This window comes from Stenotrophomonas sp. WED208 (assembly GCF_040984485.1).
GTDB lineage: Bacteria > Pseudomonadota > Gammaproteobacteria > Xanthomonadales > Xanthomonadaceae > Stenotrophomonas > Stenotrophomonas riyadhensis.
In genome coordinates this window covers 3,104,205-3,127,935 of the sequence record NZ_JAZARB010000001.1, presented here as the reverse complement: position 1 = coordinate 3,127,935, position 23,731 = coordinate 3,104,205, and the positions used below count along the sequence as shown (strand labels likewise).

The 23,731-nt window shown below is 66.6% G+C and carries 25 protein-coding genes; 7 read left to right on the top strand and 18 right to left on the bottom strand.

Annotated features, from left to right (window positions below; genetic code table 11):
* The first annotated feature begins 68 nt into the window (after positions 1-68).
* A complete protein-coding gene (locus VPH47_RS14180) occupies positions 69-632 on the top strand; it encodes a hypothetical protein (protein WP_368851075.1) in 564 nt (187 codons plus the stop codon).
* A gap of 305 nt (positions 633-937) precedes the next feature.
* Here VPH47_RS14180 and rnt read toward each other — a convergent pair whose 3' ends face one another.
* The 11 genes from rnt to pstS (VPH47_RS14125) form a co-directional block, all read right to left on the bottom strand.
* A complete protein-coding gene (gene rnt / locus VPH47_RS14175) occupies positions 938-1,522 on the bottom strand; it encodes a ribonuclease T (RefSeq protein ID WP_005408782.1) in 585 nt (194 codons plus the stop codon).
* A 384-nt stretch (positions 1,523-1,906) separates the two neighbouring features.
* Complete coding sequence (locus VPH47_RS14170) at positions 1,907-2,428, bottom strand: DoxX family protein (RefSeq protein WP_368851074.1); 522 nt, start codon at positions 2,426-2,428, stop codon at positions 1,907-1,909.
* 24 nt (positions 2,429-2,452) lie between these two features.
* A complete protein-coding gene (locus tag VPH47_RS14165) occupies positions 2,453-3,208 on the bottom strand; it encodes a DUF2063 domain-containing protein (protein WP_368851073.1) in 756 nt (251 codons plus the stop codon).
* A complete protein-coding gene (locus VPH47_RS14160; protein ID WP_368851072.1) occupies positions 3,201-4,076 on the bottom strand; it encodes a DUF692 domain-containing protein in 876 nt (291 codons plus the stop codon). The genes VPH47_RS14165 and VPH47_RS14160 overlap by 8 nt, the downstream gene beginning before the upstream one ends.
* Complete coding sequence (locus tag VPH47_RS14155; RefSeq protein ID WP_368851071.1) at positions 4,063-4,419, bottom strand: hypothetical protein; 357 nt, start codon at positions 4,417-4,419, stop codon at positions 4,063-4,065. Before VPH47_RS14155 ends, VPH47_RS14160 begins: the two co-directional genes overlap by 14 nt.
* Before the next feature lie 258 nt (positions 4,420-4,677).
* A complete protein-coding gene (phoU, locus tag VPH47_RS14150; protein WP_110711740.1) occupies positions 4,678-5,391 on the bottom strand; it encodes a phosphate signaling complex protein PhoU in 714 nt (237 codons plus the stop codon).
* 91 nt (positions 5,392-5,482) lie between these two features.
* A complete protein-coding gene (pstB, locus tag VPH47_RS14145) occupies positions 5,483-6,313 on the bottom strand; it encodes a phosphate ABC transporter ATP-binding protein PstB (RefSeq protein WP_005408788.1) in 831 nt (276 codons plus the stop codon).
* A 19-nt stretch (positions 6,314-6,332) separates the two neighbouring features.
* Entirely contained in the window at positions 6,333-7,196 is an 864-nt protein-coding gene (gene pstA / locus VPH47_RS14140) for a phosphate ABC transporter permease PstA (protein WP_032127902.1), read from the bottom strand.
* The gene (gene pstC, locus VPH47_RS14135; protein ID WP_049421601.1) at positions 7,196-8,164 is read right to left on the bottom strand and encodes a phosphate ABC transporter permease subunit PstC; all 969 of its coding nucleotides are present in this window, start codon (positions 8,162-8,164) and stop codon (positions 7,196-7,198) included. Before pstC ends, pstA begins: the two co-directional genes overlap by 1 nt.
* A gap of 82 nt (positions 8,165-8,246) precedes the next feature.
* Positions 8,247-9,335, bottom strand: a complete 1,089-nt coding sequence (pstS, locus tag VPH47_RS14130) for a phosphate ABC transporter substrate-binding protein PstS (RefSeq protein WP_125895763.1) — start codon at positions 9,333-9,335, stop codon at positions 8,247-8,249.
* Between the two features lie 577 nt (positions 9,336-9,912).
* The gene (pstS, locus tag VPH47_RS14125) at positions 9,913-10,929 is read right to left on the bottom strand and encodes a phosphate ABC transporter substrate-binding protein PstS (RefSeq protein ID WP_014646540.1); all 1,017 of its coding nucleotides are present in this window, start codon (positions 10,927-10,929) and stop codon (positions 9,913-9,915) included.
* 553 nt (positions 10,930-11,482) lie between these two features.
* Between pstS (VPH47_RS14125) and VPH47_RS14120 the strand changes: the two genes are divergently transcribed.
* The gene (locus tag VPH47_RS14120; protein WP_110711743.1) at positions 11,483-12,715 is read left to right on the top strand and encodes a porin; all 1,233 of its coding nucleotides are present in this window, start codon (positions 11,483-11,485) and stop codon (positions 12,713-12,715) included.
* Between the two features lie 81 nt (positions 12,716-12,796).
* Here VPH47_RS14120 and nth read toward each other — a convergent pair whose 3' ends face one another.
* Genes nth through VPH47_RS14105 form a run of 3 tightly spaced genes read right to left on the bottom strand, consistent with a single transcriptional unit; the run spans position 12,797 to position 14,629 of the window.
* Complete coding sequence (gene nth, locus VPH47_RS14115) at positions 12,797-13,489, bottom strand: endonuclease III (protein ID WP_110711744.1); 693 nt, start codon at positions 13,487-13,489, stop codon at positions 12,797-12,799.
* Entirely contained in the window at positions 13,489-13,842 is a 354-nt protein-coding gene (locus VPH47_RS14110) for a hypothetical protein (protein ID WP_049399879.1), read from the bottom strand. The genes nth and VPH47_RS14110 overlap by 1 nt, the downstream gene beginning before the upstream one ends.
* Positions 13,843-13,846: 4 nt before the next feature.
* Positions 13,847-14,629: an enoyl-CoA hydratase/isomerase family protein gene (locus tag VPH47_RS14105; RefSeq protein WP_107432509.1), complete on the bottom strand. Its 783-nt coding sequence runs from the start codon at positions 14,627-14,629 to the stop codon at positions 13,847-13,849.
* A gap of 168 nt (positions 14,630-14,797) precedes the next feature.
* Between VPH47_RS14105 and VPH47_RS14100 the strand changes: the two genes are divergently transcribed.
* The 3 genes from VPH47_RS14100 to VPH47_RS14090 all read left to right on the top strand — a co-directional run bounded on the left by VPH47_RS14100 (position 14,798) and on the right by VPH47_RS14090 (position 17,338).
* Positions 14,798-15,499 (top strand): FKBP-type peptidyl-prolyl cis-trans isomerase N-terminal domain-containing protein, encoded by a 702-nt coding sequence (locus VPH47_RS14100; RefSeq protein WP_005408797.1) that lies wholly within the window; start codon positions 14,798-14,800, stop codon positions 15,497-15,499.
* A 136-nt stretch (positions 15,500-15,635) separates the two neighbouring features.
* Complete coding sequence (locus VPH47_RS14095) at positions 15,636-16,439, top strand: CoA pyrophosphatase (RefSeq protein ID WP_110711746.1); 804 nt, start codon at positions 15,636-15,638, stop codon at positions 16,437-16,439.
* Positions 16,436-17,338 carry a sulfurtransferase gene (locus VPH47_RS14090; RefSeq protein ID WP_368851070.1) on the top strand — a complete coding sequence of 301 codons (903 nt, stop codon included), beginning with the start codon at positions 16,436-16,438 and terminating at the stop codon, positions 17,336-17,338. The genes VPH47_RS14095 and VPH47_RS14090 overlap by 4 nt, the downstream gene beginning before the upstream one ends.
* Positions 17,339-17,661: 323 nt before the next feature.
* Here the strand turns inward: VPH47_RS14090 and VPH47_RS14085 are convergent, their stop codons facing one another.
* On the bottom strand, positions 17,662-18,228 hold the full coding sequence (locus tag VPH47_RS14085; protein ID WP_368851069.1) for an N-acetylmuramoyl-L-alanine amidase: 567 nt from the start codon (positions 18,226-18,228) through the stop codon (positions 17,662-17,664).
* A gap of 72 nt (positions 18,229-18,300) precedes the next feature.
* Here VPH47_RS14085 and VPH47_RS14080 point away from each other — a divergent pair, with 72 nt between their 5' ends.
* Together VPH47_RS14080 and rlmKL are read left to right on the top strand one after the other, a co-directional pair.
* Complete coding sequence (locus VPH47_RS14080; RefSeq protein WP_014036558.1) at positions 18,301-18,828, top strand: alpha/beta hydrolase; 528 nt, start codon at positions 18,301-18,303, stop codon at positions 18,826-18,828.
* Between the two features lie 145 nt (positions 18,829-18,973).
* Positions 18,974-21,112, top strand: coding sequence for a bifunctional 23S rRNA (guanine(2069)-N(7))-methyltransferase RlmK/23S rRNA (guanine(2445)-N(2))-methyltransferase RlmL (rlmKL, locus tag VPH47_RS14075; RefSeq protein ID WP_049423319.1), 2,139 nt, complete (start codon positions 18,974-18,976; stop codon positions 21,110-21,112).
* Between the two features lie 120 nt (positions 21,113-21,232).
* On the opposite strand, the gene VPH47_RS14070 is transcribed toward rlmKL, so the two are convergent.
* From VPH47_RS14070 to VPH47_RS14060, 3 genes are read right to left on the bottom strand one after another with little or no spacing between them, the layout of a single operon-like run.
* Positions 21,233-21,562 carry a DUF3325 domain-containing protein gene (locus VPH47_RS14070; protein WP_049463592.1) on the bottom strand — a complete coding sequence of 110 codons (330 nt, stop codon included), beginning with the start codon at positions 21,560-21,562 and terminating at the stop codon, positions 21,233-21,235.
* Positions 21,559-23,196: a PepSY-associated TM helix domain-containing protein gene (locus tag VPH47_RS14065; protein ID WP_368851068.1), complete on the bottom strand. Its 1,638-nt coding sequence runs from the start codon at positions 23,194-23,196 to the stop codon at positions 21,559-21,561. Before VPH47_RS14065 ends, VPH47_RS14070 begins: the two co-directional genes overlap by 4 nt.
* On the bottom strand, positions 23,193-23,507 hold the full coding sequence (locus VPH47_RS14060) for a DUF3649 domain-containing protein (protein WP_164162308.1): 315 nt from the start codon (positions 23,505-23,507) through the stop codon (positions 23,193-23,195). The genes VPH47_RS14065 and VPH47_RS14060 overlap by 4 nt, the downstream gene beginning before the upstream one ends.
* Between the last annotated feature and the right edge of the window lie 224 nt (positions 23,508-23,731).

The following is a 23,731-nucleotide window of genomic DNA, read 5'->3' as shown; positions in this document are numbered from 1 at the left end:
CGCGTGGAGTTTCCTTTTCCCAGTCCCTAAGCTTCTGAGTGCTGGTCCTTGCTCAAACGGGAATCTCCATGTCCGCACCTCATCGCGTCGCACGCATCCTGTTTCCTTCAGAAGAAGCCAATGGTGCGAGGATCGGTGGGAACCTGCCCCAGTGTCTTGAAGGATTGACGGAGCTGGAGGGCTACAGCTTCTACGCCACCTTCGAGAACCCGAACGATTCCAGCCAGTTCATTTCTGTCTGCGTTCCGGAGAGCTTCGATGATCTGTTGCGGGCAAACATCTATCCGGACTGCTGCGTCAAGGTCTTCCAGCATCCACCATCAATGGAAGGTGCCGGGGCAGGACATGCGTTACCCGGCTATCAGCGCGCGAGAATTGGGTCTTACGAGTTTGTTGAAGCGCAGTTTTTCGAGTTCCTGACCTGCAGCAAAGAACCTCTTCTGCTTCAGGAAGAGCCCTACTACGAAACCGCACTGCTGCGGGATGGTTTCCGGTTTCTGATGCAGATGGACGAGTTCTACTATCCGGATGGACTGATCGAAGGAAATGTCGTTTTCGGCTTCGGAGGGCTATACCTGTACGCCCACGAATCAACTGGCGAAGTGATTGCCGGATTTTGGCAGTACTCCTGAAGGGGGCATGGCGACTGGCTGTGCCGACCAACGGTCGGCATCCACAAGAGAAGTGACCCACCACAGCGGTGATCGGCAGCCCGCAACGAGCGCAGCGACCCGCTGTTGCTTCCGCTTTTTCTGATCTTTCCGTGGCGGCCAGCAACCTGTCGAAGGCCGGGCAGGGTGGGTTCGCGGGGGTATCCGCGCCATGGATGGCGCGGCTAAGCCCCAGGGAAGGGTTCACGGCGTCCCCCGCGAACCCACCTTGCCCGGCCCAACCGATGATTCGCTTCACGCCACGAGGGGCTCCGCCCTTGGCCGCTTCACCGCGGCCAGGCGTTGGCGATCGTGCAGAACAACCGTGCCGTCTGCTCGGTGTCATACACCGCGCTGTGTGCCTCGTTCGCGTCCCAGCCCAGCCCGGCGGCCGTGGCCGCACGCGCCAGCACGGTCTGCCCGTAGGCGATACCGGCCAGGGTCACCGTGTCGAACACGCTGAACGGATGGAACGGATTGCGCTTGTGGCCGGTGCGCGCCACCGCCGCGTTGACGAAACCGAGGTCGAAGTGAGCGTTGTGACCGACCAGGATCGCGCGCTGGCAGCCGTACTTCTTCATTGCCGCACGCACCGGGGTGAAGATGTGGTCCAGCGCCGCCTTTTCTTCCTTGGCCAGCCGGAACGGGTGGTCGAGGATGATGCCGGTCACTTCCAGTGATTTCGGATCGATCTCCAGGCCCTCGGCCGGCACCACGTGGGCGCTGGCGGTCTGGCCGGGGTAGAGCAGGCCGTTCTCGTCCATCTCGATCGGCACGGCGGCGATTTCCAGCAGTGCGTTGCGCTGGCTGTCGAAGCCGCCGGTTTCCACGTCCACTACCACCGGCAGGAAGCCGCGGAAGCGTTGTGACATCGCGCGCTGCGCCTGGGGGACTGCGGAATCGTGAGCGGCGGCAGGTGCGGGGGTGGGGTCAGTCATGCGTGAATTCTAGCAGAGCGACCCTGAGCGCCCGGCCAGCCCTCGGTGCATGCGTTCCCTGCGCGGGCGTGTGTCGACCAAGGTCGACACCTACCGGGGCACCGCGCGCTCAGGATTCCGGTAGGTGCCAACCTTGGTTGGCCCACGGTGCGCCGACCAGGGGTTGGCGATTACCGGACTGCTGGCCGCGCAGGCGTGGCCGAGGGAGACCACCGCGCCAGCCACGCATCCACGCTCAGCCTACCGGGCACCGCGCGCTCAGGATTCCGGTAGGTGCCCACCTTGGTTGGCACGGTGCGCGCCGACCAAGGTCGGCATCTACCTGACTGCTGGCCGCGCAGGCGTGGCCGAGGGAGACCACCGCGCCAGCCACGCATCCACACTCAGCCTGCCGGCACCGGTGAAAATCAGCGGCAGCAGCATCGCCATGAACAGCACCGGCAGCTTGAAGTTGCCGAAGCCCTGGTCGCTGATCGCATAGCCCATGGCCAGGTCGGCCAGCGAGTTCCACTCCATCGGCCAATGCACCGCATAGGTGGCCACCACGGTCAGCACCAGCAGGCTCGCGGCGGCGAAACGGGTGCCGAACCCGACCAGCAGGCAGGCCGCGCCGATCAGCTCGAACCAGGTGGCAAGCTGCCAGTTCAGCGCGGCCGGCAGCTGGTCGAACGGGAACGGGAAGGCGTCCTGCAGGTCGGCGAACCAGTTCTGGCCGTGCAGCTTTTCGCGGCCGGATTCGAAGTACTCCCAGGCCAGCAGCAGGCGCAGGCCAAGCGGCGCCAACCAGGGGGCGAGGCGGTCCAGCTGGCCACGCGCGGTGGCCAGGGTCGGAAGGTTCATCAGGGGATCTCCGCGAATGAGGTGTCAGGGAGGGGCGGTGAGCGGGCCGATCACGCCGGCCTGCAGGAACTGCCGCAGCAGCGCGGCACCGGGTTCGGCCAGCGCATCCTCGGCCAGCCCGTGTGCACTGGCCAGCTGCTGCAGGTAGGTATGTCCTTCCAGCCCAGGCTGTTCGCCGATGCTGGACAGCAGGTACACCGCCAGCGGGCTGAGCACGGCGAAGCGCACTTCGCCGTCAGCCTCACGGCGCACCAGCAGGCCGGTCGGTTCGGTGGGCGGCTGCGTCGGTGCATCCTCGGCGCCCAGCCGGTGCACCGGCCACTGGTACAGCAGCGGCCGCGCCAGCGGCGAGCGTTGCAGTGGCACCCGCAGCGGATCGATCTCACCCCGCACCGGCAGCGGCTCGGCAGGAAGCTGGTACAGCGCGGTTTCCACCCACTCGTAGTGGGCCAGCTCGGCCAGCGCCGGGTGCGGCAGCTGCGGCTGTGCCTGCAGCCACTGCACGAACTCGGCGGCCAGTTCGGTGAACAGCGGTGTCTGGCAGCGATGGGTGGCGAAGTAGTGGCGCACCAGCGCGCTCCAGGCGGGCTCGCCGAGCAGGCGCACGCAGACCGGGAAGCCGTTGCTCAACAGGCCGAGCAGGTTGTTGAACAGCAGCCGCTGGTACACCGCCACCCGGCGTGGTTCCAGGCCGGCGGGTGCGGCCACCGCCTGCGGATCGCGCAGATGTGCGGTGAATGCATGCTGCTGCGCGCGCAGGGTGCCGGGAGCGTCAGTCATGTGCAGTCCCCGCGTGCGTCGCCTGCAGGCGGCGGATGGTCTGCAGTTCGCCCTGCAGTTCGGCGTACGGGGGGAAGTTGAAATCGCGCTCGAGCAGGGTCGGACGCGCGCCGATGCGCGCATAGGTGCGCGCCAGCAGTTCCCAGACCGGGTCGATCACCGCGCTGCCATGGGTGTCGATCTTCAGGTCCGGTGCCTCGTCCAGGTGCCCGGCAACGTGCAGGCAGACGATGCGCTCTGCGGGTAGTCCGGCGATGAAGCTGTCGGCATCGTAGCCGTGGTTGCAGGCGTTGACGTAGACGTTGTTGACGTCCAGCAGCAGATCGCAGTCGGCTTCGGCAAGAACCGCATTGGTGAAGGCCAGTTCGTCCATCGCCGGTTCCGGTGCCAGGTAGTAGGACACGTTTTCCACCGCGATGCGGCGACCCAGCAGGTCCTGCACACGGGTGATGCGCGCGGCGGTATGGCGCACCGCTTCGTCGGTGAACGGAATCGGCAGCAGGTCGTACAGGTGGCCATCGTCGCTGCAGTAGCTCAGGTGCTCGCTGTACAGCGGCACGCGGTGCTTTTCGAGGAACTGGCCGACCTGCTCCAGCAGCTCGATGTCCAGTGGTGCGCTGCCGCCCAGTGACAGTGACAGGCCATGGCAGCTCAGTGGATGGCGCTGTGCCAGTTCGGCCAGTGCGTCACCGGCGGGACCACCGACGTTGATCCAGTTCTCCGGTGCGCATTCGAGGAAGTCGAAGTCGCCGGCCGGTGCATCACGCAGATCCTGCAGCAGCGCCCGGCGCAGGCCCAACCCGGCGGCCGCCGCGCGAAGCGGCGACCGCAGGTGGACAACGCTGGCGCGGACGTCAGTGCTTGCCACCGCACTTGCCTTCGCCACACTTGCCCTCGGCCGACTTCTTGTCGCCGCTCTTGGCCTTGGCGCCGGCCGCAGCACCGGCGGCCTTGCCCTTGTCGGCGCCGCACTTGCCTTCGGCACTCTTGCCGTCGGCACCACATTTGCCTTCGGCGTGCTTGGTCGCGTCCGCGGCCATCTTGGTGTCCGCTGCCTTGGCATCGGTGCTGGCCTTGGCAGCCTGGCCGGCGACCAGATAGCCCTGGGCGAGGTCGCTCATGCTCAGGGCCGAGGCACTGGCGGTCATGCCCAGGCCGGCGGCCAGGGCGGTAGCAGTCAGCAGGGACAGGGTCTTGTTGGAACTGCTCATCGGTCGTGCTCCTGGGTGGTGTGGGCGGGTGCCCGGGTCGCCGGCAGGGGTGCCGGTGGAAACGATGGTGCAGCGATCCTACTCAACGAATCCTCGCCAAGACCTCAAATTTTCGTGAGGTTTGTTACAGAAGCATCCGGAAGGTCTGCACCGGGCAAGCCCGGCGCCCACAATGCGGGGGAAACACCCCAAAAAAGAAGGCCGCTGTCACCAGGACAGCGGCCACCGTGGAGTCGACTCCGGTGTTGCAGTGCAGCGTCAGGGCTGGCCGGTGCTGGAGGTCTCGTCGCGCTTTTCACGCGGCGGCAGCGGCTGCTCACCGTGCACCAGGAACCACACGTTCTCGGCGATGTTGGTGGCGTGGTCGCCCACGCGCTCCAGGTTCTTGGCCATGAACAGCAGGTGCGTGCAGGGGGTGATGTTGCGCGGGTCTTCCATCATGTAGGTCAGCAGCTCGCGGAACAGCGCGGTGTACTGCGCGTCCAGGCGGGCGTCGTCCTCGCGCAGCGCCAGTGCGGCATCGGCATCGTTGTCGCGGTAGGCGGCAATGGCACGACGGACCTGCTGCGCGGCCAGGCGGCCGAGCGCCCGCAGGCCCTGGATCTGCGGCAGCGGCGGTACCTTGCCCAGCGCGATCGAGCGCTTGGCGACGTTGGCGGCGTAGTCACCGATGCGCTCGATGTCGGCCGGGATGCGCAGGCCCGCCAGGATCTCGCGCAGGTCGCGTGCCATCGGGCCACGCAGCGCCAGGCGCATCACGTCGTGGCTGATCTGCTGTTCCAGCGCATCGATCGCCTCGTCGTTGGCGATGATGCGATGGGCGGCGTTCTCGTCGCGCTTCTCGATCACGTCCATCGCCGCTTCGAGCTGGGCGACGGCCATCTCGCCCATGCGCACGATTTCGGCCACCAGGCGCTGCTGCTCTTCGTCGTAGCTCTTGACGATGTGGTCGTTGGGAAGATTCATGTTCATTCCACTCTGTAGAGTCGAGCCATGCCCGACTGACGTTATCCGTAGAGTCGAGCCACGCTCGACTGACGTTAGCTGTAACTCGACTGGCGCTTCAGCCGAAGCGACCGGTGATGTAATCCTCGGTCTGCCGCTGCGACGGCTGCGAGAAGATCACTTCGGTGCGGTCGTGCTCGATCAGGTCGCCCAGGTACATGAAGGCGGTGTAGTCGGACACGCGCGCGGCCTGCTGCATGTTGTGGGTGACGATGACGATGGTGTACTCGTGCTTGAGCTCTTCCACCAGCTGCTCGATGCGGCTGGTCGAGATCGGATCCAGCGCTGAGGTCGGCTCGTCCAGCAGCAGCACCGACGGGCGCAGGGCCACGGCGCGGGCGATGCACAGACGCTGCTGCTGGCCACCGGACAGGCCCAGCGCGCTCTGGCCCAGCTTGTCCTTCACTTCGTCCCACAGCGCGCCCTGGCGCAGCGCCTGCTCGACGCGGTCGGCCATGTCGGCCTTGCTCAGCTTCTCGTGGTGGCGGATGCCGTAGGCCACGTTCTCGAAGATGGTCATCGGGAACGGCACCGGCTTCTGGAACACCATGCCGACCTTGCTGCGCAGGCGGTTCATCGGGTACTTCGGCGACAGGATGTTCTCGCCGTCCAGCAGCACTTCGCCGCGCGCCTCCAGCTTCGGGTACAGCGCGTAGATGCGGTTGAAGATGCGCAGCAGGGTCGACTTGCCGCAGCCGGAGGGGCCGATCAGCGCGGTCACGCGCTTTTCCGGGATCTCCAGGTTGATGCCCTTCAGGGCATGGAACTTGTCGTAGTAGAAGTCCAGTCCACGCGCAGCCAGCTTCACCGGCGACGGCGTGTGCAGGCTCTCGTGCGAGGACGGCACGGCGATGCGCTGCATCGGCACGGCGTTGGAAAGGTCGTTCATGGCGTTATCCACGGAAAGGTCAGTCATGGGAGATACGGTTGCGCAGCAGGATGCCGCGGGCGGCAAGGCTGACCAGCAACACGAAGACAGTCAGCACCAGGGCACCGGCCCAGGCCAGCACCTGCCAGGATTCATACGGGCTGCCGGCGAACTGGTTCATCACCACCGGCACCGAGGCCATCGGCTGGAAGATGTTGTTGTTCCAGTACTGGTTGCCGAAGGCAGTGAACAGCAGCGGTGCGGTCTCGCCGGAGATGCGGGCCAGCGCCAGCAGGATGCCGGTGATGATGCCGGCCGACGCACTGCGGTACAGCACCTGCACGATCACCTTCCACTGCGGGATGCCCAGCGACAGGGCCGCTTCGCGCATCTGCGAGGGCACCAGGCGCAGCATTTCGTCGGTGGTGCGAACCACCACCGGCAGCACGATGAAGGCCAGCGACAGCGCACCGGCGAACGCCGAGAAGTTGCCGCCGGTCTGCATCACGTACAGCGTGTAGACGAACAGGCCAAGCACGATGGACGGCGCCGACAGCAGGATGTCGTTGACGAAGCGGACCACGGTGCCGGCCTTGCGGGCGTTGCCGTACTCGGCCAGCCAGGTGCCGGCCAGCACGCCCAGCGGGGTGCCGATGCCGATCGCCAGCGCACACATCACAGCACTGCCGAAGAAGGCGTTGGCGAGACCGCCTTCCTGCATCGGCGGCGGCGTCATCTTGGTGAACAGATCCCAGTTGATGCCGGCCAGGCCCTTCGAGGCCAGGGTGAACAGGATCCAGCCCAGGAAGAACAGGCCGAACAGGGCGGTGGCACAGGAGGCGGTGATCGCAACGACGTTGCCGATGCGACGGCGCAGGTACAGCGAATCAGCGGTGGTGGACATCAGTTGCCCTCCTTGCGGGACAGGCGCATCAGCATCAGGCGGGCGATGGCCAGCACCACGAAGGTGACGATGAAGAGGACGAAGCCGAGCAGCAGCAGGGCCGAGCGGTAGGTTTCAGTGGCTTCGCCGAAATCGTTGGCGATCAGCGCGGCGATGGTGGTGCCCGGTTCCAGCAGCGACGGCGACAGGCGCACGCTGTTGCCGATCACGAAGGCCACCGCCATGGTCTCGCCGAGGGCGCGGCCGAGGCCGAGGAAGATGCCACCGATTACCGCCGAGCGGGTGTAGGGCAGGACGATGTCCCAGCTCACTTCCCACTTGGTGGAACCCAGCGCGTAGGCCGATTCCTTCAGGCGGGTCGGCACGGTCAGGAACACTTCGCGCATCACCGAGGAGATGAACGGAATGACCATGATGGCCAGCACGAAACCGGCAGTGAGCATGCCGATGCCCAGCGGCGGGCCCTGGAACAGCGGGCCGATGATCGGCATCTCGCCCAGGGTTTCGTTGAGGAACGGAGTGACGTACTCGGTCATCACCGGCACCAGCACGAACAGGCCCCACATGCCGTAGATGATCGAAGGAATGCCCGCCAGCAGTTCGATGGCGGTACCGACCGGGCCACGCAGCCAGCGCGGCGCGACTTCGGTGAGGAAGAAGGCGATGCCGAAGCTGACCGGCACGGCGATGACCATCGCGATGAGCGCGGTGACCAGGGTGCCGTAGATCGGAGCGAGGGCGCCGAACTTGTTTTCGACCGGATTCCAGTCGGCGGAGAAGAAGAAGCTCAGGCCCTGCATCTGCAGGGCATGGCGGCCGCCCCACAGCATGGACAGCGCGGCGCAGGCCAGGGCGATCAGGACGAAGATGACGGTGCCGACCAGCACCCATCGGAACAGTTTGTCGTTGCGGGCATCACGCGCATCACGCGTGGACGGGGCGGCTACAGGCTGGGCGATGGCATTCATGGGGACGGCAGGGCCAGGAAGGGGCGGGGCGGCACGGCGTGGAAGAGGCGGTGCCCGCGCGGGGCGGGCACCGTCGTGTCCATCACTTCAGGTCGGTCGCCCAGTAGGCCTCGATCTGCTTGACCAGTTCGGCCGGCAGCGGCACGTAGTGCAGCTCGTTGGCCTGGGCCTGGCCGTTTTCGAAGGCCCACTTGAAGAAGGCCAGGGTGTCCTGGTTGCGCTTGGCGTCCTTCGGCTGCTTCTGCATCAGCATGAAGTTGGTGGCAGTGATCGGCCACGCCTGCTCGCCCGGAGCGTTGGTGATGACCAGGTTGAAGTCCTTGGCGCTGGCCCAGTCGGCGCTGGCAGCCGCGGCGGCGAAGGTTTCCGCGCTCGGCTCGACCCAGTTGCCGGCCGCGTTCTGCATGGCGGTGTACGGCATGCCGTTCTGCAGCGCGTAGGCCAGTTCGACGTAGCCGATCGAGCCCTTGATCTGCTTCACGTAGGAAGCGACGCCTTCATTGCCCTTGCCACCGACGCCGTCCGGCCACTGCACCGAGGTGCCTTCGCCGACCTTGCTCTTCCATTCCGGGCTGACCTTGGACAGGTAGTTGGAGAAGTTGAAGGTGGTGCCCGAGCCGTCCGAACGGTGGACCAGGGTGATCTTGCCGTCCGGCAGCTTCACGCCCGGGTTGGCGGCGACGATGGCCGGGTCGTTCCAGGTCTTGACCTTGCCCAGGAAGATGTCCGCCAGCAGGGCGCCGCTCAGGCGCAGCTTGCCGGTTTCCAGGCCTTCGATGTTGACCACCGGCACCACGCCGCCGATGGCGGACGGGAACTGGGCCAGGCCGGCCTGGGCCAGCTCTTCGCTGCTCAGCGGCTTGTCGGAGGAGCCGAAGTCGACGGTGCCGGCCTTGATCTGGGCGATGCCGCCACCGGAGCCGATCGACTGGTAGTTGATCTTGGCGCCGGTGCTGGTGTTGTAGTCAGCCGACCACTTGGAGACCAGCGGGAAGATGAAGGACGCGCCCGCGCCGGACACTTCGGCGGTCACCTTGGCACCGGCAGCGGCCGGGGCGGCGGCACCGTCGGCAGCCGGCTGCTGCGCGGCCTGCTTGTCGCCACCGCAGGCCGACAGGCCCAGGGCGATGGCCAGGGAAAGGGCGGCAAGGCCGGCCGAGTGCAGTTTCATGGTCACTCCATAGCGGGGAAGAGCCGACGTCGTCGGCGGATGCGGCTATGAAATGATGTTTTTGTTACAGCCGTATTACGACCATGACAGAGGTGTCCTGGATCACGTTCTGACAAGGGTTTCACGGGGTTGGCCTCCATCCGGAAGCTCCCCGGAGACCCCGGATCTGCGCACCGATATGACGGCCGGCGCAAGGTACAGCAGAGCCCACGCTCGGCTGCGCGCGAGGCCAGGCCAGAAGCAGCCGAGCATGGGCTCGGCTCTACAAACACTGCTGCCTTTGCTCCTGCCTTCCATGACCCCATCGCGCCCCCGATGAACTGTCCAGAGTCGGCGCAGGGCCCAGCCCGGGACCGTTCGCGCCATGGATGGCGCGATCGAGCCCCCATGGACGGGTTTACGGCGTGTCCCGGGCTGGGCCCTGCGCCGACTCCGGGCAGTAGATTGGAAGCGCAGCGCTCTTCACGACCAATCCCCCAAAAACAAGAAGAGCGCGAGATCTCGAGGATCTCGCGCCCGGGGTGGGATCGGCGGGGGAGAGAGGACCCGCCGATCCCGTTCCTGCGGGGGAACGCGCTTACTTCAGGTTCTGCGACCAGTAGGTCTCGATCTGGCGGACCAGGCTGTCCGGCAGCGGCACGTAGTCCAGCTGGCGGGCCTGGGCGTCGCCGCTCTTGTAGACCCAGCGGAAGAACTCCTGGGTGGCCTTGCCGTTGGCAGCGTTCTTCGGCTTCTTGTGCACCAGGATGAAGTTGGTGGCGGTGATCGGCCAGGACTCGGCGCCCGGGGCGTTGGTCATCACCAGGTAGAAGTCCTTGGCGCTGGCCCAGTCGGCGCTGGCAGCGGCGGCGGCGAACGACGCATCGCTCGGCTGCACGAAGCGGCCGGCGGCATTCTTCATCGCGGTGTACGACAGCTTGTTCTGCAGTGCGTAGGACAGTTCGACGTAGCCGATGCCGCCCTTGATCTGCTTCACGTAGGCAGCAACGCCTTCGTTGCCCTTGCCACCGATGCCGGCCGGCCACTGGACCGAGGTGCCTTCACCGACCGAGCTCTTCCACTCCGGGCTGACCTTGGACAGGTAGTTGACGAAGTTGAAGGTGGTGCCCGAACCATCCGAGCGGTGCACGACGGTGATCTTGGCGCTCGGCAGGGTCACGCCCGGGTTCAGTGCGGCGATGGCCGGGTCGTTCCAGGTCTTGATCTTGCCCAGGAAGATGTTGGCCAGCACGGTGCCGTCCAGCTTCAGTGCGCCCGGGGCGATGCCGGCCACGTTGACGACCGGCACCACGCCGCCGATCACCGACGGGAACTGCGCCAGGCCCGAAGCGGCCAGTTCTTCCGGCTTCAGCGGAGCATCGGAGGAGCCGAAATCAACGGTCTTGGCCTTGATCTGGGCGATACCACCGCCGGAACCGATCGACTGGTAGTTGACCTTGTTGCTGGTGGCGGCGTTGTAGTCGGCCGACCACTTCGACATCACCGGGTAGATGAACGAGGCGCCCGCGCCGGTGATTTCAGCGGCGTTGGCGGCGAACACGGACGACGCTGCGAAGACGGCAACGGCAACGCGCGACTTGAAGGCGTGGATCACGGGGTGGCTCCTGGGTTGATTGGGATGCGGGGTTACCCGCCCGGCGCACATTCCATAACGGTTCGATGACAGCGCAGGGACCGTTGTATGACGCAACCGTTACAGTGCTGCCCGGCGCCCGCACAGCCAGGGGCGTGAAGGTTCTGAGTGCTGCGGGCAACGTGTTGACCAATGCACCGGAGACGGACGTGGCCCGGTTGCGATCACGTTCTATATGTCGCTGATGGCCTGCCCAGTGTGGTCGTCAATGCCATCCTGGCCTGGCATTCCGCAGTGATGCTGCGTCATCCACACGAAACCATCGATGCAGGTGAGAGCGTCGCGGCGGTCGGTCCGGGCCGAGACGCTGATACATGACGCCATATGCCGCAAGGGATCGACAAGCATGTGCCCGCAAATGAGTCGTACGCATGACCGCACGAAGAAATCTGTGGTTGGTGCTCAGGTTGTCATTCGGCTGTCATGGTTTTAACGGAATGTTCGCAAAACGCTTGACCGGCCTGCCGGCGTGGCGTTCTGCCCAAGCCATTCCAACCCTCTGGAGAAATCCAAAATGCGTTCCCATTTGCTCGCCGCCGCGGTCGTTGCAAGCCTCGGTCTGGTTTCCGCCGACGCCTTCGCAGCCCCCGCCAGCACGGGCGTATCCCAGGCACAGCTGCAGCAGCTGCAGGCACAGATCGCTGCGCTGCAGGCCCAGGTCCAGCAGTTGCAGAACGATTCGCAGGCGCTGCAGGCGCAGTCCGATGCGCAGTCCGAAGTGAACATCACCCAGGCACAGGCTCTGGAAGGTGCGCAGAAGACCCAGACCAGCGTCGACAAGCTGGCCAAGCTGGTCAATGACAACAAGATCGGCGGTCGCATGTTCTTCGACCTGACCAACATCGACAAGACCAGCAACGGCAAGGACACCGCCGCCAGCGGCACCGGCCTGGACGTCAAGCGCTTCTACCTGACCGTCGACCACAAGTTCAACGACATCTGGTCGGCGAACCTGACCACCGACTTCCAGTACAGCTCGGCCATCGGCAACACCGAACTGTTCGTCAAGAAGGCCTACGTGCAGGGCAGCTTCGACCCGGCCTTCAACCTGCGCGTCGGTGCCGCCGACATGCCGTGGATTCCGTATGTCGAGAAGTTCTATGGCATGCGCTATGTCGAGAACACCCTGACCGACCGCCTGAAGTACGGCAACTCGTCCGACTGGGGCCTGCATGGCTTCGGCAACCTGGGCAACAACTTCAACTACGCGGTCTCGGTCGTGTCCGGCGCCGGCTACAAGAACCCGACCCGCAGCAAGGGCATGGACGTGGAAGGCCGCGTGGCCTACACCCCGAACGAGAACTTCGTGGTCGCCGTCGGTGGCTACAGCGGCAAGCTGGGCAAGGAAACCGACATCCAGAGCGCCGAGAACACCTACACCCGCGCCAACGCGATGGTCGCCTACGCCAGCAGCGACTTCCGCGTCGGTGGCGAGTACTTCCAGGCCAAGAACCTCAACAACGTGATGACCGTTGCCACCGACAAGACCAGCGGCTGGTCGGTGTGGGGCAGCGTGCGCGTCACCGACGGCGGCATCAACGTGTTCGGTCGTTACGATGACACCGACGTCAGCAAGACCCTGGACCCGACCCTGAGCGACAAGTATTGGAACGTCGGCGTCGAGTTCCCGGTCATGAAGAACCTCAAGCTGTCGACCGTGTACAAGTACACGCACCTGGCCAACGCCGGCGACAAGAAGAACGACAAGACCAAGGAGTTCGGCGTCTGGGGCGACCTGTCGTTCTGATCTCCTGAAGCACCCTTGTCTACAAACGAAGACGGCGGGCCTTGTGCCCGCCGTCTTCGTTTCGTCACAACACGAACGCCGTCACGCCTCGGCCGGGGTCTTTTCCTTGAACCGGCACAGGTCGGCGATCACGCAGCCCGGGCAATCCGGCTTGCGCGCCTTGCACACATAACGTCCGTGCAGGATCAGCCAGTGATGCGCGTCGAGCAGGAACTCGGCCGGAATCACCTTCACCAGTTTGTCTTCCACTTCGCGCACATTCTTGCCCGGGGCCAGGCCGGTGCGGTTGGAGACGCGGAAGATATGCGTGTCCACCGCCATCACCGGTTCGCCGAAGGCCGTGTTGAGCACCACGTTGGCAGTCTTGCGGCCGACACCGGGCAGGGCTTCCAGTGCTTCGCGGTCGCGCGGTACTTCGCCGCCGTACTTCTGCAGCAGGATCGCGCAGGTGGCAATCACGTTCTTCGCCTTGGCGTTGAACAGGCCGATGGTGGCGATGTACTGCTTCAGGCCGTCTTCGCCCAGGGCGAGGATCTTCGCCGGCGTGTTGGCCACCGGGAACAAACGGCGCGTGGCCTTGTTGACGCCGACGTCGGTGGCCTGCGCCGACAACGCGACCGCCACCAGCAGTTCGAACGGCGAGCTGTACTCCAGTTCGGTCTTCGGGTGCGGATTGAGTTCGCGCAGACGGGTGAACATTTCCACCACATCGGCGCGCGGCATCACGCCGCCACGGCGCGCCGGTGCACGCGCGGTTTTCTTCGCAGTGGCCATTACTGCTCCTTGCCGGTGGCGCGGGCCTTGGCCCGGGCGAGGATGGCGGCGGCGGCCGGGGGCAGGGCGGGCTTCACGTCCGGCGCCGGGGCCGGCGTGCGTCGCGCATCGCGTTCGGCCTCGCGGCGGGCCAGGCGCACGGCACGGGCACGGTAGCGTTCGCGTGCGGCCCAGGCCGCGTGCAGCTGCTGCTGCGCCTGCTGCAGGCGTCGTGGAAGGTCCGGGTGGCCGGGCAGCAGCTGTTCGTCGCCGGCACGGGCGACGTAGTCCATCAGTCCGGCCTGCAGGGCGCCATCGAGATCGTCTGCCTGGACCCGGGCGAACAGCTGCGCGGGGTTGGGTCGGGATGCCATGGCGTCAGCGGTTCTGGAAGGCCGGTGGGCGGCGCTGCAGGAAGGCGCTGGTGCCCTCGCGCATGTCTTCGGTGGCGAACAGCAGGCCGAACTGCGCGCTTTCGTACTCCAGCCCAGCCTCCAGGCTGCATTCGCCGCCCACGTGTACCGCGTCGAGCAGCCCACGCAGGGCCAGCGGGGCCGAGCGTGCCAGCTGGCGGGCGATGTCCTGCACACGGTTGTCCAGCGCGTCGGCCGGCACCACCTCGTTGACGATGCCCAGTTCCAGCGCACGCGCGGCGTTGATCGGTGCACCCAGCAGGCACAGCTCCAGGGTGGCGGCGCGGCCGCACAGGCGCAGCAGGCGCTGGCTGCCACCGAAGCCGGGAATCAGGCCGAGGTTGATCTCCGGCTGCCCGACCTTGGCCGTATCGGCAGCAATGCGCAGATGGCAGGCCATCGCCAGCTCCAGCCCGCCGCCCAGGGCGAAGCCGTTCACGCGCGCGATCACCGGCTTGGGCATGCGTTCGATCTGGCGCATCAGGGCCTGGCCCAGCAGCGAGAAATCACGTCCCTGAACCGCGCTGAGAGTGTTCATCTCGGCGATGTCGGCACCGGCCACGAAGGCCTTAGGGCCGGCACCGGTCAGCACCACCACACGCACCTCCGGGTCGGCGGCGGCGGCGCTGAACGCCTCGGCCAGCGCCTGCAGGGTCGCGGCATTCAAGGCGTTGAGCTTGTCCGGGCGCTGGACGGTCACGGTGCGGATGGCGCCGTCGTCGGCGACGGCGATCAGGGCATCGGCCACGGGGAAAACTCCTGAAACGTTAAAAAAAAGTGAGATTGAACTCCGCGAACGCAGACGGGTCTTAGCCTGCATCGTGAGTAGCGGTTACACGTTGTGCCCGTTATCCTAACCCGTCGCCTCAGGGCGGCGCAGAACGTCCCTGAGTTACCACCCCTGGAGAACTGTTTGATGAAGTTGCGTTCTATCGCGGTCGCCGTCGCGGCCCTGGCCCTGACGGGCAATGCCTTCGCCCAGGACGTCTCGTCCGAAAAGGGCAAGCTGAGCTACTACTTCGGTTACGACTACGGCAACAACCTGGCGGAGCTGACCGGTCGTGGTGAGCAGCTGGACATCAACTCGGTGGTGAAGGGCCTGCAGGACGCCTACGCCAAGAAGCAGCCGGCGATCACCGCCGAGCAGCTGAAGCCGGCCGTTGAAGCCTTCCAGAAGCGCGAGCAGGGCCGTGCCCAGGCTGCCAAGGCCGAGTACGAAAAGGCTGCTGCCGAAAACAAGACCAAGAGCGATCAGTTCATCGCGGCAAACAAGGCCAAGGCCGGCGTGCAGTCCCTGCCGAGCGGCGTCCAGTACCGCGTGATCGAAGCCGGCAAGGGCGCCAAGCCGACCCAGGCCAGCACCGTGCAGCTGGAAGTGGCCGGTCCGTTCCCGTACGGCCAGCGCCCGACCGAAGCCCGCCCGGCCCAGCAGATTCCGTCGATCAAGGTCAGCGAAGTCGAAATGAAGGCCATGCGCGAGACCCTGCTGCAGATGCCGGCTGGCTCTAAGTGGGAAGTCACGCTGCCGCCGGACCAGGCCTACGGTGCCGACCCGCGCACCCCGTTCCCGCCGAACGTGGCTGTGCAGTTCGAGATCAAGCTGGTCAGCGTCAAGTAAATCGAAGCCGTAAACGAAACGCGCCGGTGATCCCACCGGCGCGTTTTTGTTTGCGCGGAGCGCGACGCTGCCACGCACCGCAGAATGACCCCGCGCAAATTCAGCCCGATCGCGCTACTGTTGCCGAGTGCAAACAATGGAAGAAACGGCGCGTGTTGTCGCAAGTCCCTGCATCGGAGTGTGCACGCTGGATCCAGGCCGGCAATGCACCGGCTGCGGGCGGCACATCGATGAAATCGCACGGTGGTCGTCGATGAGCAACGACGAGCGCAGCCGCATCCTGCATCGCGTGCAACCGCTGCGCCAACAACTGCAGCAATCACTGCGCGGTTCGCTGGCCGACCACGAACGCTTGATGCGCGCGCTGCATCCATTGGCCGAGCCGCCGGCCGGCGACGGTTGGAACCGCAGTGAACTGATCGATCTGCTGCCGCCCGGGCCACCCGTGGAAGCCGCCGTGCTGGCGGGCATCGTGCCGCGCGCCAACGGTGCGCAGGTGATTCTTACCCGGCGCACCGAAACCCTGCGCACCCATGGTGGCCAGGTCGGTTTCCCCGGTGGCCGCACCGAACCCGATGACCGCGATGCGTTGGCTGCTGCACTGCGCGAGAGCCAGGAGGAAATCGCATTGGCGCCCGGCCAGGTGCAGGCGCTGGGCTATCTCGATCCCTTCGTGACGATCACCGGCTACCGGGTCACGCCGGTGGTGGCCGTGGTCGATCCGGATTTCGTACCGGTGCCACAGCCCAGTGAAGTGGCCGAAGTGTTTGAAGTGCCGCTCGATTACCTGATGGCAGCCGATAACCTGCACCAGGTCGAAATCAATCATCGCGGCCGCGTCCGCCACGTCCTCGAATATGGCTGGCCCGGCCAGCGCATCTGGGGCGCCACCGCCGCCATCCTCTACAACCTGCGTCGCCGCCTGGAGCAAGTGCAATGAAGCCGATCGATCCGCCGTGGACCACCCTGGTCGATGTCGCCACCCTGGCCGCTGCATTGGGCGAGGGCGTTCGCGTGGTCGACGCACGTGCTACTGCCAGTACCGCCGTACGCGTGGTCGATGCACGTTCCTCGCTGGCCGATCCGCAGGCGGGTATCGGCCAGTATCTGGCGGGGCATGTTCCGGGCGCGGTGTATGCCGACCTCAATCGGGACCTGTCGGATCTGACCCGCAGTGGCCACGGCCGTCACCCGCTGCCGGACAGCGATGCCTTCGCCGCGAAACTGGGCCAGTGGGGCATCGGTCCCGACACCCAGGTGGTGGTCTACGACGGCAGCGATGGCAGCATGGCCGCCGCGCGCCTGTGGTGGCTGCTGCGCCTGATCGGGCACAGCAAGGTGGCCGTGCTCGACGGCGGCATCGCCGCCTGGCAGGCCGCCGGTCACACGCTGGCAACCGGGCAGGGCGAAGTCACCGCGCTGCCAACTTACCCGGGCCGTTTCGACACCACCCAGATCGCCAATGCCGATGAGATCAGCGCACGTCTGAAGCACGCGCCGGGCTGGCTGGTCGACGCACGCGCGGGTGAACGCTTCCGTGGCGAAGTGGAGCCGCTGGATCCGGTCGCCGGCCACGTGCCGGGCGCGGTCAACCGCCCGTTCGCATTGAACGTACTCGACGGCCACCTGCGCGACCCACAGGAGCTACGGGCCGAACTGCAGGGCGTGATCGGCAACCGCGATCCACAGCAGGTGGTGCTGATGTGCGGCTCCGGCGTGACCGCCTGCCACCTGCTGCTGGCGATGGAAACGGCGGGCCTCTCCGGCGCGCGCATCTACGCCGATTCGTGGAGCGGTTGGGTGAGCGACAGCAGCCGCCCCGTGGCCAGCGGCGCCTGAGCCGCGCGGGGTCGGATCCGTTTTCCAACGGAAAACGGCTATGACCCCATCAACTGAAAATCCGGGTCAGAGCCCGTTGCGTAGCCACGGGATCCGACCCCGTGTCGACCAAGGTCGACACCCACCAACAGCAGCAGAGATCTGTCGAAGGCGGGGTGGGTCCGGTTGCGGGGGCGTGAGCCGCATGGATGCGGCGACCGAGCTTACATGGACGTACTTGCAGCGCCCCCCGCAACCGGACCCACCCCGCCTCCCCTCAGGAAGTCAGCTTCTGCTGTTGCTCTGGCTTCGGCTTCGGCAGGTGCAGGGCGCAGCCCTGCCGCTTACCCAACCGGCTGCAACGGCACCTTCGCCAGAATCCGCTCCCACGGGAACAGCGGCCCCGGATCACGCTTGCGTGCCACCATCAGCGCCGGGTCATCGCTGGCCGGCACCTGCTCCAGGTCCAGCTGGTCATGCCCGGCAATCCGCCGCAGCGACGGATAGCGCACCACCAGCGCCTGCAGCAGCCGTTCCAGCGCCTGCAGCTGTGCCTCGGTGTAGGGCTCGTACATCGCCTGCTGGCGGCTGTCGAACCAGTGCGGGTAGCGGCCGGTGTTGACCAGCTCGATGCCCAGCGTATGCGCGTTCATGCCGCGCACGTGGTGGGCCACCCGTTCCGGTGCCACGTACTGCACCACGCTGCCATCGCGGTCGATGTAGAAGTGGCCGCTGTTGCCGGCGCCGCTGTCATACAGCACGCGCTCGCCGTACTCGCGGGCCATCGCCAGATCGGGCAGCTCGGTGCAGTGGATCACCACCATCTCCAGCGTGGCGGGCGCGCGCAGCGGCAGGCGGTCTTCATAGGGCAGGGGCTGCAGCTGCAGGCCGGGCAGGAGCGGGTTGGGCATCTGGCGATGCTAGCATTGCGGCATGAACCTGCCTTCCCTTTCCTCATCGGCCCGCTCGCACGGAGCACGCGCATGAGCCGCGGCCACTGCATCCTCTCGCATGGTTTCGAGAGCGGCCCGGAAGCGACCAAGGTCACCGCGCTGGCCGACGTGGCGCAGCGACTGGGCTGGACCCATGAGCGTCCGGACTACACCGACCTGGACGCGATGAGCGAGGTCAGCCGGGTGGGCGATGTGCCGACCCGGCTGCGCCGCCTGGTCGAACGCACCGCCATCGCTGCCCGACAGGGCCCGGTGGTGCTGGCCGGCTCCAGCCTGGGTGCCTACATCTCTGCCATCGCCTCGCTGCAGGTGCCGGTGGCCGGCCTGTTCCTGATGGTGCCGCCGACCACCATGGGCCCGATGCCGGCGTTGGACGCCGCCGCCGTGCCGACCACCGTGGTCCAGGCCTGGCATGACGATGTGGTGCCGGCCGCTGGAGTGATCGCCTGGGCCCAGGCGCGTTCGGCGCAGCTGCTGCTGGTCGACGACGGCCACCGCCTGGAGCACCACGTGGAGGCCTCCGCGCAGGCCTTCGAGCGCCTGCTGCGGCAACTGTGAAGCCCGGGCGCACGGCGCGCCCGCCCGCATTGACTACAATGGCAGCCCCGCCGCCCCCGGCGCGGGCCTGCTGGCCGTGCCTACGGCCCTCCTTTCCGACTGGCCCGGCCCCTGTGCCGCGCCCGACCACCTGCGAACCGATCCCGTGAAATTCTTCGTCTCCTGCGCCAAGGGCCTGGAATACCTGCTTGCCGATGAACTGTCGGCCCTGGGCCTTGGCAAGGCCACTGCCACCATTGCCGGCGTCAATGCCGAGGGCGAACTGGAGCAGGCGCTGCGGATCGTGATGTGGTCGCGCCTGGCCAGCCGCGTGTTGTGGCCGATCGACGAGTTCGACTGCCCGGACGAGCAGGCCCTGTACGACGGCGTGCGTGCGCTGCCGTGGCACGAACACATCAAGCCGGAGATGACCCTGGCGGTGGACGCGCACGTGTCCGGCGACAAGATCACCCACGCCCGCTTCGCCGCGCAGCGGATCAAGGACGCCATCGTCGACCGCATGCGTGATGAAGGCCTGGAGCGCCCGTCGGTCAACACCGACCTGCCGGATGTGCGCGTCAACCTGTCACTGCGCAAAGGCCGTGCCTCGCTGTCGATCGACCTCGGCGGCGGCCCGTTGCATCGCCGTGGCTGGCGCGGCGCCGCCCACGAGGCACCGCTGAAGGAAAACCTGGCCGCCGCGCTGCTGCTGCGCGCGCAGTGGCCGCGCCTGCACGCTGCCGGTGGCGGCCTGCTGGACCCGATGTGCGGCAGCGGCACGCTGCTGATTGAAGGCGCGCTGATGGCCGCCGACGTTGCTCCCGGCCTGATGCGCCATGGCAGCCTGCCGCCGAGCCGCTGGCTGGGCTTCGACAAGGCGGCCTGGAAGAGCATCCAGAGCGAGGCGCGTGACCGCGAAGCGGCTGGCCTGGCCGCGCTGAAGCCGGTCATCCACGGCAGCGACATCGACCCGACCGCGATCCAGGCGGCACGCGAGAATGCCGAGGTGGCTGGTGTCGCCCACGCGATCCGCTTCACCCGCGCCGATGTGGCCGACCTGGCCGCGCCGGAGCAGGAGATCGGTGCGGTGGTCTGCAACCCGCCGTACGACGAGCGCCTGGCCGCTGATCCGGCGCTGTACCGCGCGCTCGGCAATGCCCTGCAGAAGGCGGTGCCGCAGTGGCGCGCCAGCCTGCTGTGCGGCAACGACGAACTGGCCTTTGCCACCGGCCTGCGTGCAGGCAAGAAGTACCAGATGTTCAACGGTGCGCTGGAATGCGCGCTGATCGTCTGCGACCCGATCGCCGTGCCGGGCCGCGACCCGGCGCAGCCGCGCGAACTGAGCGAAGGCGCGCAGATGGTGGCCAACCGCCTGCGCAAGAACCTGAAGAAGTTCAAGAGCTGGCGCGCCCGCGAGGACATCACCTGCTTCCGCGCCTACGACGCCGATCTGCCGGAGTACGCGGCGGCCATCGATGTCTACGAGGAAGACGGTGGCAAGCGCCGCACCTTCCTGCATGTGCAGGAATACGCTGCACCGGCGGCGATTCCGGAGAACGACGTACGCCGCCGCCGCAACGAGCTGCTGGCGGCCGCGCGCGAAGTATTCGGCGTGCCGCCGGAACAGGTGTCGATGAAGTCGCGCGAGCGCGGCAAGGGCGGCAGCAAGTACGGCCGCTTCGAGCAGCGTGACGAGTTCATCGTGGTGCGCGAGAACAACGCGCTGCTGCAGGTGAACCTGTTCGACTACCTGGACACGGGTCTGTTCCTCGACCACCGCCCGCTGCGCCGGATGATGGCCGAGCAGGCGCGTGGCAAGCGTTTCCTCAACCTGTTCTGCTACACCGGCGTGGCCAGTGTGCAGGCGGCGGTGGCCGGTGCCGCCAGCACCACCAGCGTCGATCTGTCGGCCACTTACCTGCAGTGGTGCTACGACAACCTGGCGTTGAACGGGCAGGGTGGCAACCAGCACCTGCTGGTGCAGGCCGATGCGATGGCGTGGCTGGAAGGCGACCGTGGCCAGTACGACGTGATCTTCTGCGATCCGCCGACGTTCTCCAACTCCGCGCGTGCCGACGACTTCGACGTGCAGCGCGAACAACTGAAGCTGCTGCGCGCGGCGGTGGCACGGCTGGCACCGGGTGGCGTGCTGTACTTCTCCAACAACTTCCGCCGCTTCAAGCTGGAAGAGAACGCCATCGCCGAATTCGCCCAGTGCCGCGAGATCACCGCACGCACCATCGGCCCGGACTTCGAGCGCAACGCGCGCATCCACCGCGCGTGGGAACTGAAGCGGTTGGGGTAAGCCGATGCCCGGGGTCGGATCCCCTGCGCGAAGCGCAGGGGCTCTGACCCCATCCGGATCTACGTACCCGGGGTCAGAGCCCTTGCGCTGCGCGCAAGGGATCCGACCCCGGTGGCTCTGCTACAGCAACGCCACCAGCAGCCCGGCCACGGGCAGCGCGATCGCCAGCGGCGCGATCCATTTCGGCCGGTACGGGTACAACCCGAACGACAACGCCACGCCGCCGACGGTCATCACGCCCAGCCACAGCACCGGGCCCATCGCCCAGCCGTGGTCGACCACGCACAGTGCGAACGCTACCGCCAGCAGTACCCAGCCCAGCACCCGCCACTGCGTGCGCCGTGCCGGGGTGGCTGCAGCCTTGCCGTGCAGATCGTGCTGGTGCTTCTCCATCGCCAGCGACAACGCGGTGAACGCAGAGAACGACAAGGTCAACGCCAGCAGCATCATGCGCTGGCCTCCGCTTCGGCGGTTTCCACAGCGTCCACCGGGGCCTTGGGTGCCGCTGCGGCGGCAGCACGCTTCTTCTTCTCGGCTGCAGACAGCGGTGGCGTCCAGCGCTGCATGCGCCAGCCGCACAGCGCCAGCATCGCGCCGAACGCGATCATCGACAGATCGAAGCCCGCCAGCACCCAGTCGCCGTTGCGCAGGGTGATGCCCAGGTGCGCATGCGTGGTCAGTGCATTGACCACCGGCACCAGCGCGAACGCAGCCGCACCGAGGTACAGCTGCCAGGCCCACATCATCCGCTTGGGCCAGATGAAGGCGGCCAGCAGTGCCGCACCCCAGGCGTAGAAGAACACGTTGGCCTCGGCGCTGGAGCGCTCGGCGATGTCCAGCGGCAGCAGGCGGTTGCCCCAGAAGTAGGCGGCGAAGGCGATCGGCAGGCCGGCCACGGTGCCGATGTTCAGCGCATCGACCAGGCGCAGGCCGAAGCCGATGCGGCCACTCTTGGCGTGCTTGGGCCGTTCCTTCACTGCCCACAGCACCACGCCGCTGGCCACCATCAGGCAGCCGACCAGGCCGGACAGGAAGAACAGTGCGCGCAGGCCCCAGTCGGCGAAGCGCGCCAGGTGCAGGCCGTACAGCACGCCGCGGGTGGCGGTGGCGCCACCGGAAGGCGGTGTTTCTTCCAGCAGCGCACCCGTGATCATGTTGTAGCGCACGGCCGGAGTGTCGGTGGACAGGCGCTTGCCGTCGCGCTGGCGGATGTCGATCACCGCATTGGCCGCGCCCGGATTGGACACGGTGAAGCCGGCCACCTCCACGCCGTGCCAATGCGCGCGTGCGCTGTCCAGCAGCTGTGCGATCGGCAGCGGGGTGGCGCGGCCTTCGGCCGCCGCGGTCACCTCCGGCATGCCGCCGAAGGCCTCGAAGAAGAACTTGTCCTCGTCCTGCGGGTAGGCCACCTTCACGCCCCACGGCAGGTACATGATCATCAGCGTGACGATGCCGGTGTAGGTGATCATCGCGTGGTAGGGCAGGGCCATCACCGCGCTGACGTTGTGGAAATCCAGCCAGGAACGCAGGCCCTTGTCTTTGCGGAAGGTGAAGAAGTCCTTGAAGATTTTCTTGTGGGTGATGACACCGGTGATGATCGCCACCAGCATGAACATCGCGCAGAAGCCGACCAGATAGCGGGCCCACAGCACCGGGATGTAGTGCAGGTCGAAGTGCAGGCGGTAGAAGAAATCACCGCCGCGGGTCTCGCGCGCTTTCAGTGCCTGGCCGGTGTTCGGGTCCAGCGTGGCATCACCGAAGCCACCACGGCGGCCACGGCTGGGATCGGCCAGTTCCGGTGGCAACCGCCAGAACATCTGCATGGCCGGGTTGCGCGGCTGCGGCAGGGTGACGAACCAGTTCTCGGCCTGCGCGGCGTTGGCCTGCAGGTAGTCCACCGCGCGCTGTGCGGCGACGTCGATGCTGACGTTGCTGGACGGCAGTTCCGGACGCATCCAGCGGCTGATTTCCTCGCGGTAGTAGCTGGCCGTGCCGGCCATGAAGATCAGCAGCAGCAACCAGCCAACCAGCAGGCCGGTCCAGGTGTGCAGCCAGGCCATCGACTGGCGGAACCCGTTCTTCATGCCCAGGCCCCCAGCAGGCGCGCAATGACGGCCATCAGCAGCGCGGGCGCGAGGATACCGACCCAGGCGCGCAGCGCGCTGCGGGTGGCGAATGCCCACAGTGCCGCACAGGCGGCGACCAGGATGGCCAGCAGCATGCCGGTCAGCACGGTCTGGCCACGTGCGCCAGGCAGGGCCACGGCGCAGAACACGCTGGTCACCGAGGCCAGCGCGTAACCGCCGAAGATCGCGGCCAACGAGCGTGACAGCACGCCCCAGCGCGGGTTGGAGAAAAAGGTGCGGGGGCTGGCGGTTGCGGGCGAGCGGTCCACGGCATTCCTGCAGGTAGGAGAGGGGATGGAACGCGTCCGCGGCCCCCTTGCGCCCTGCGCATGTCGCCCAGCGTGTCCCATCGACGAAGCACGGCCCGCGCAGACGGGCAGTCCAGAGGTCGGGGATGTACACGGGCGATGGGTGCGTCTTCCGCACCCGATTGGCTAAGCGTACAACCGATCAGTAAATGATAGGCATTCGCATTTTATGAATCAAGCGTGAT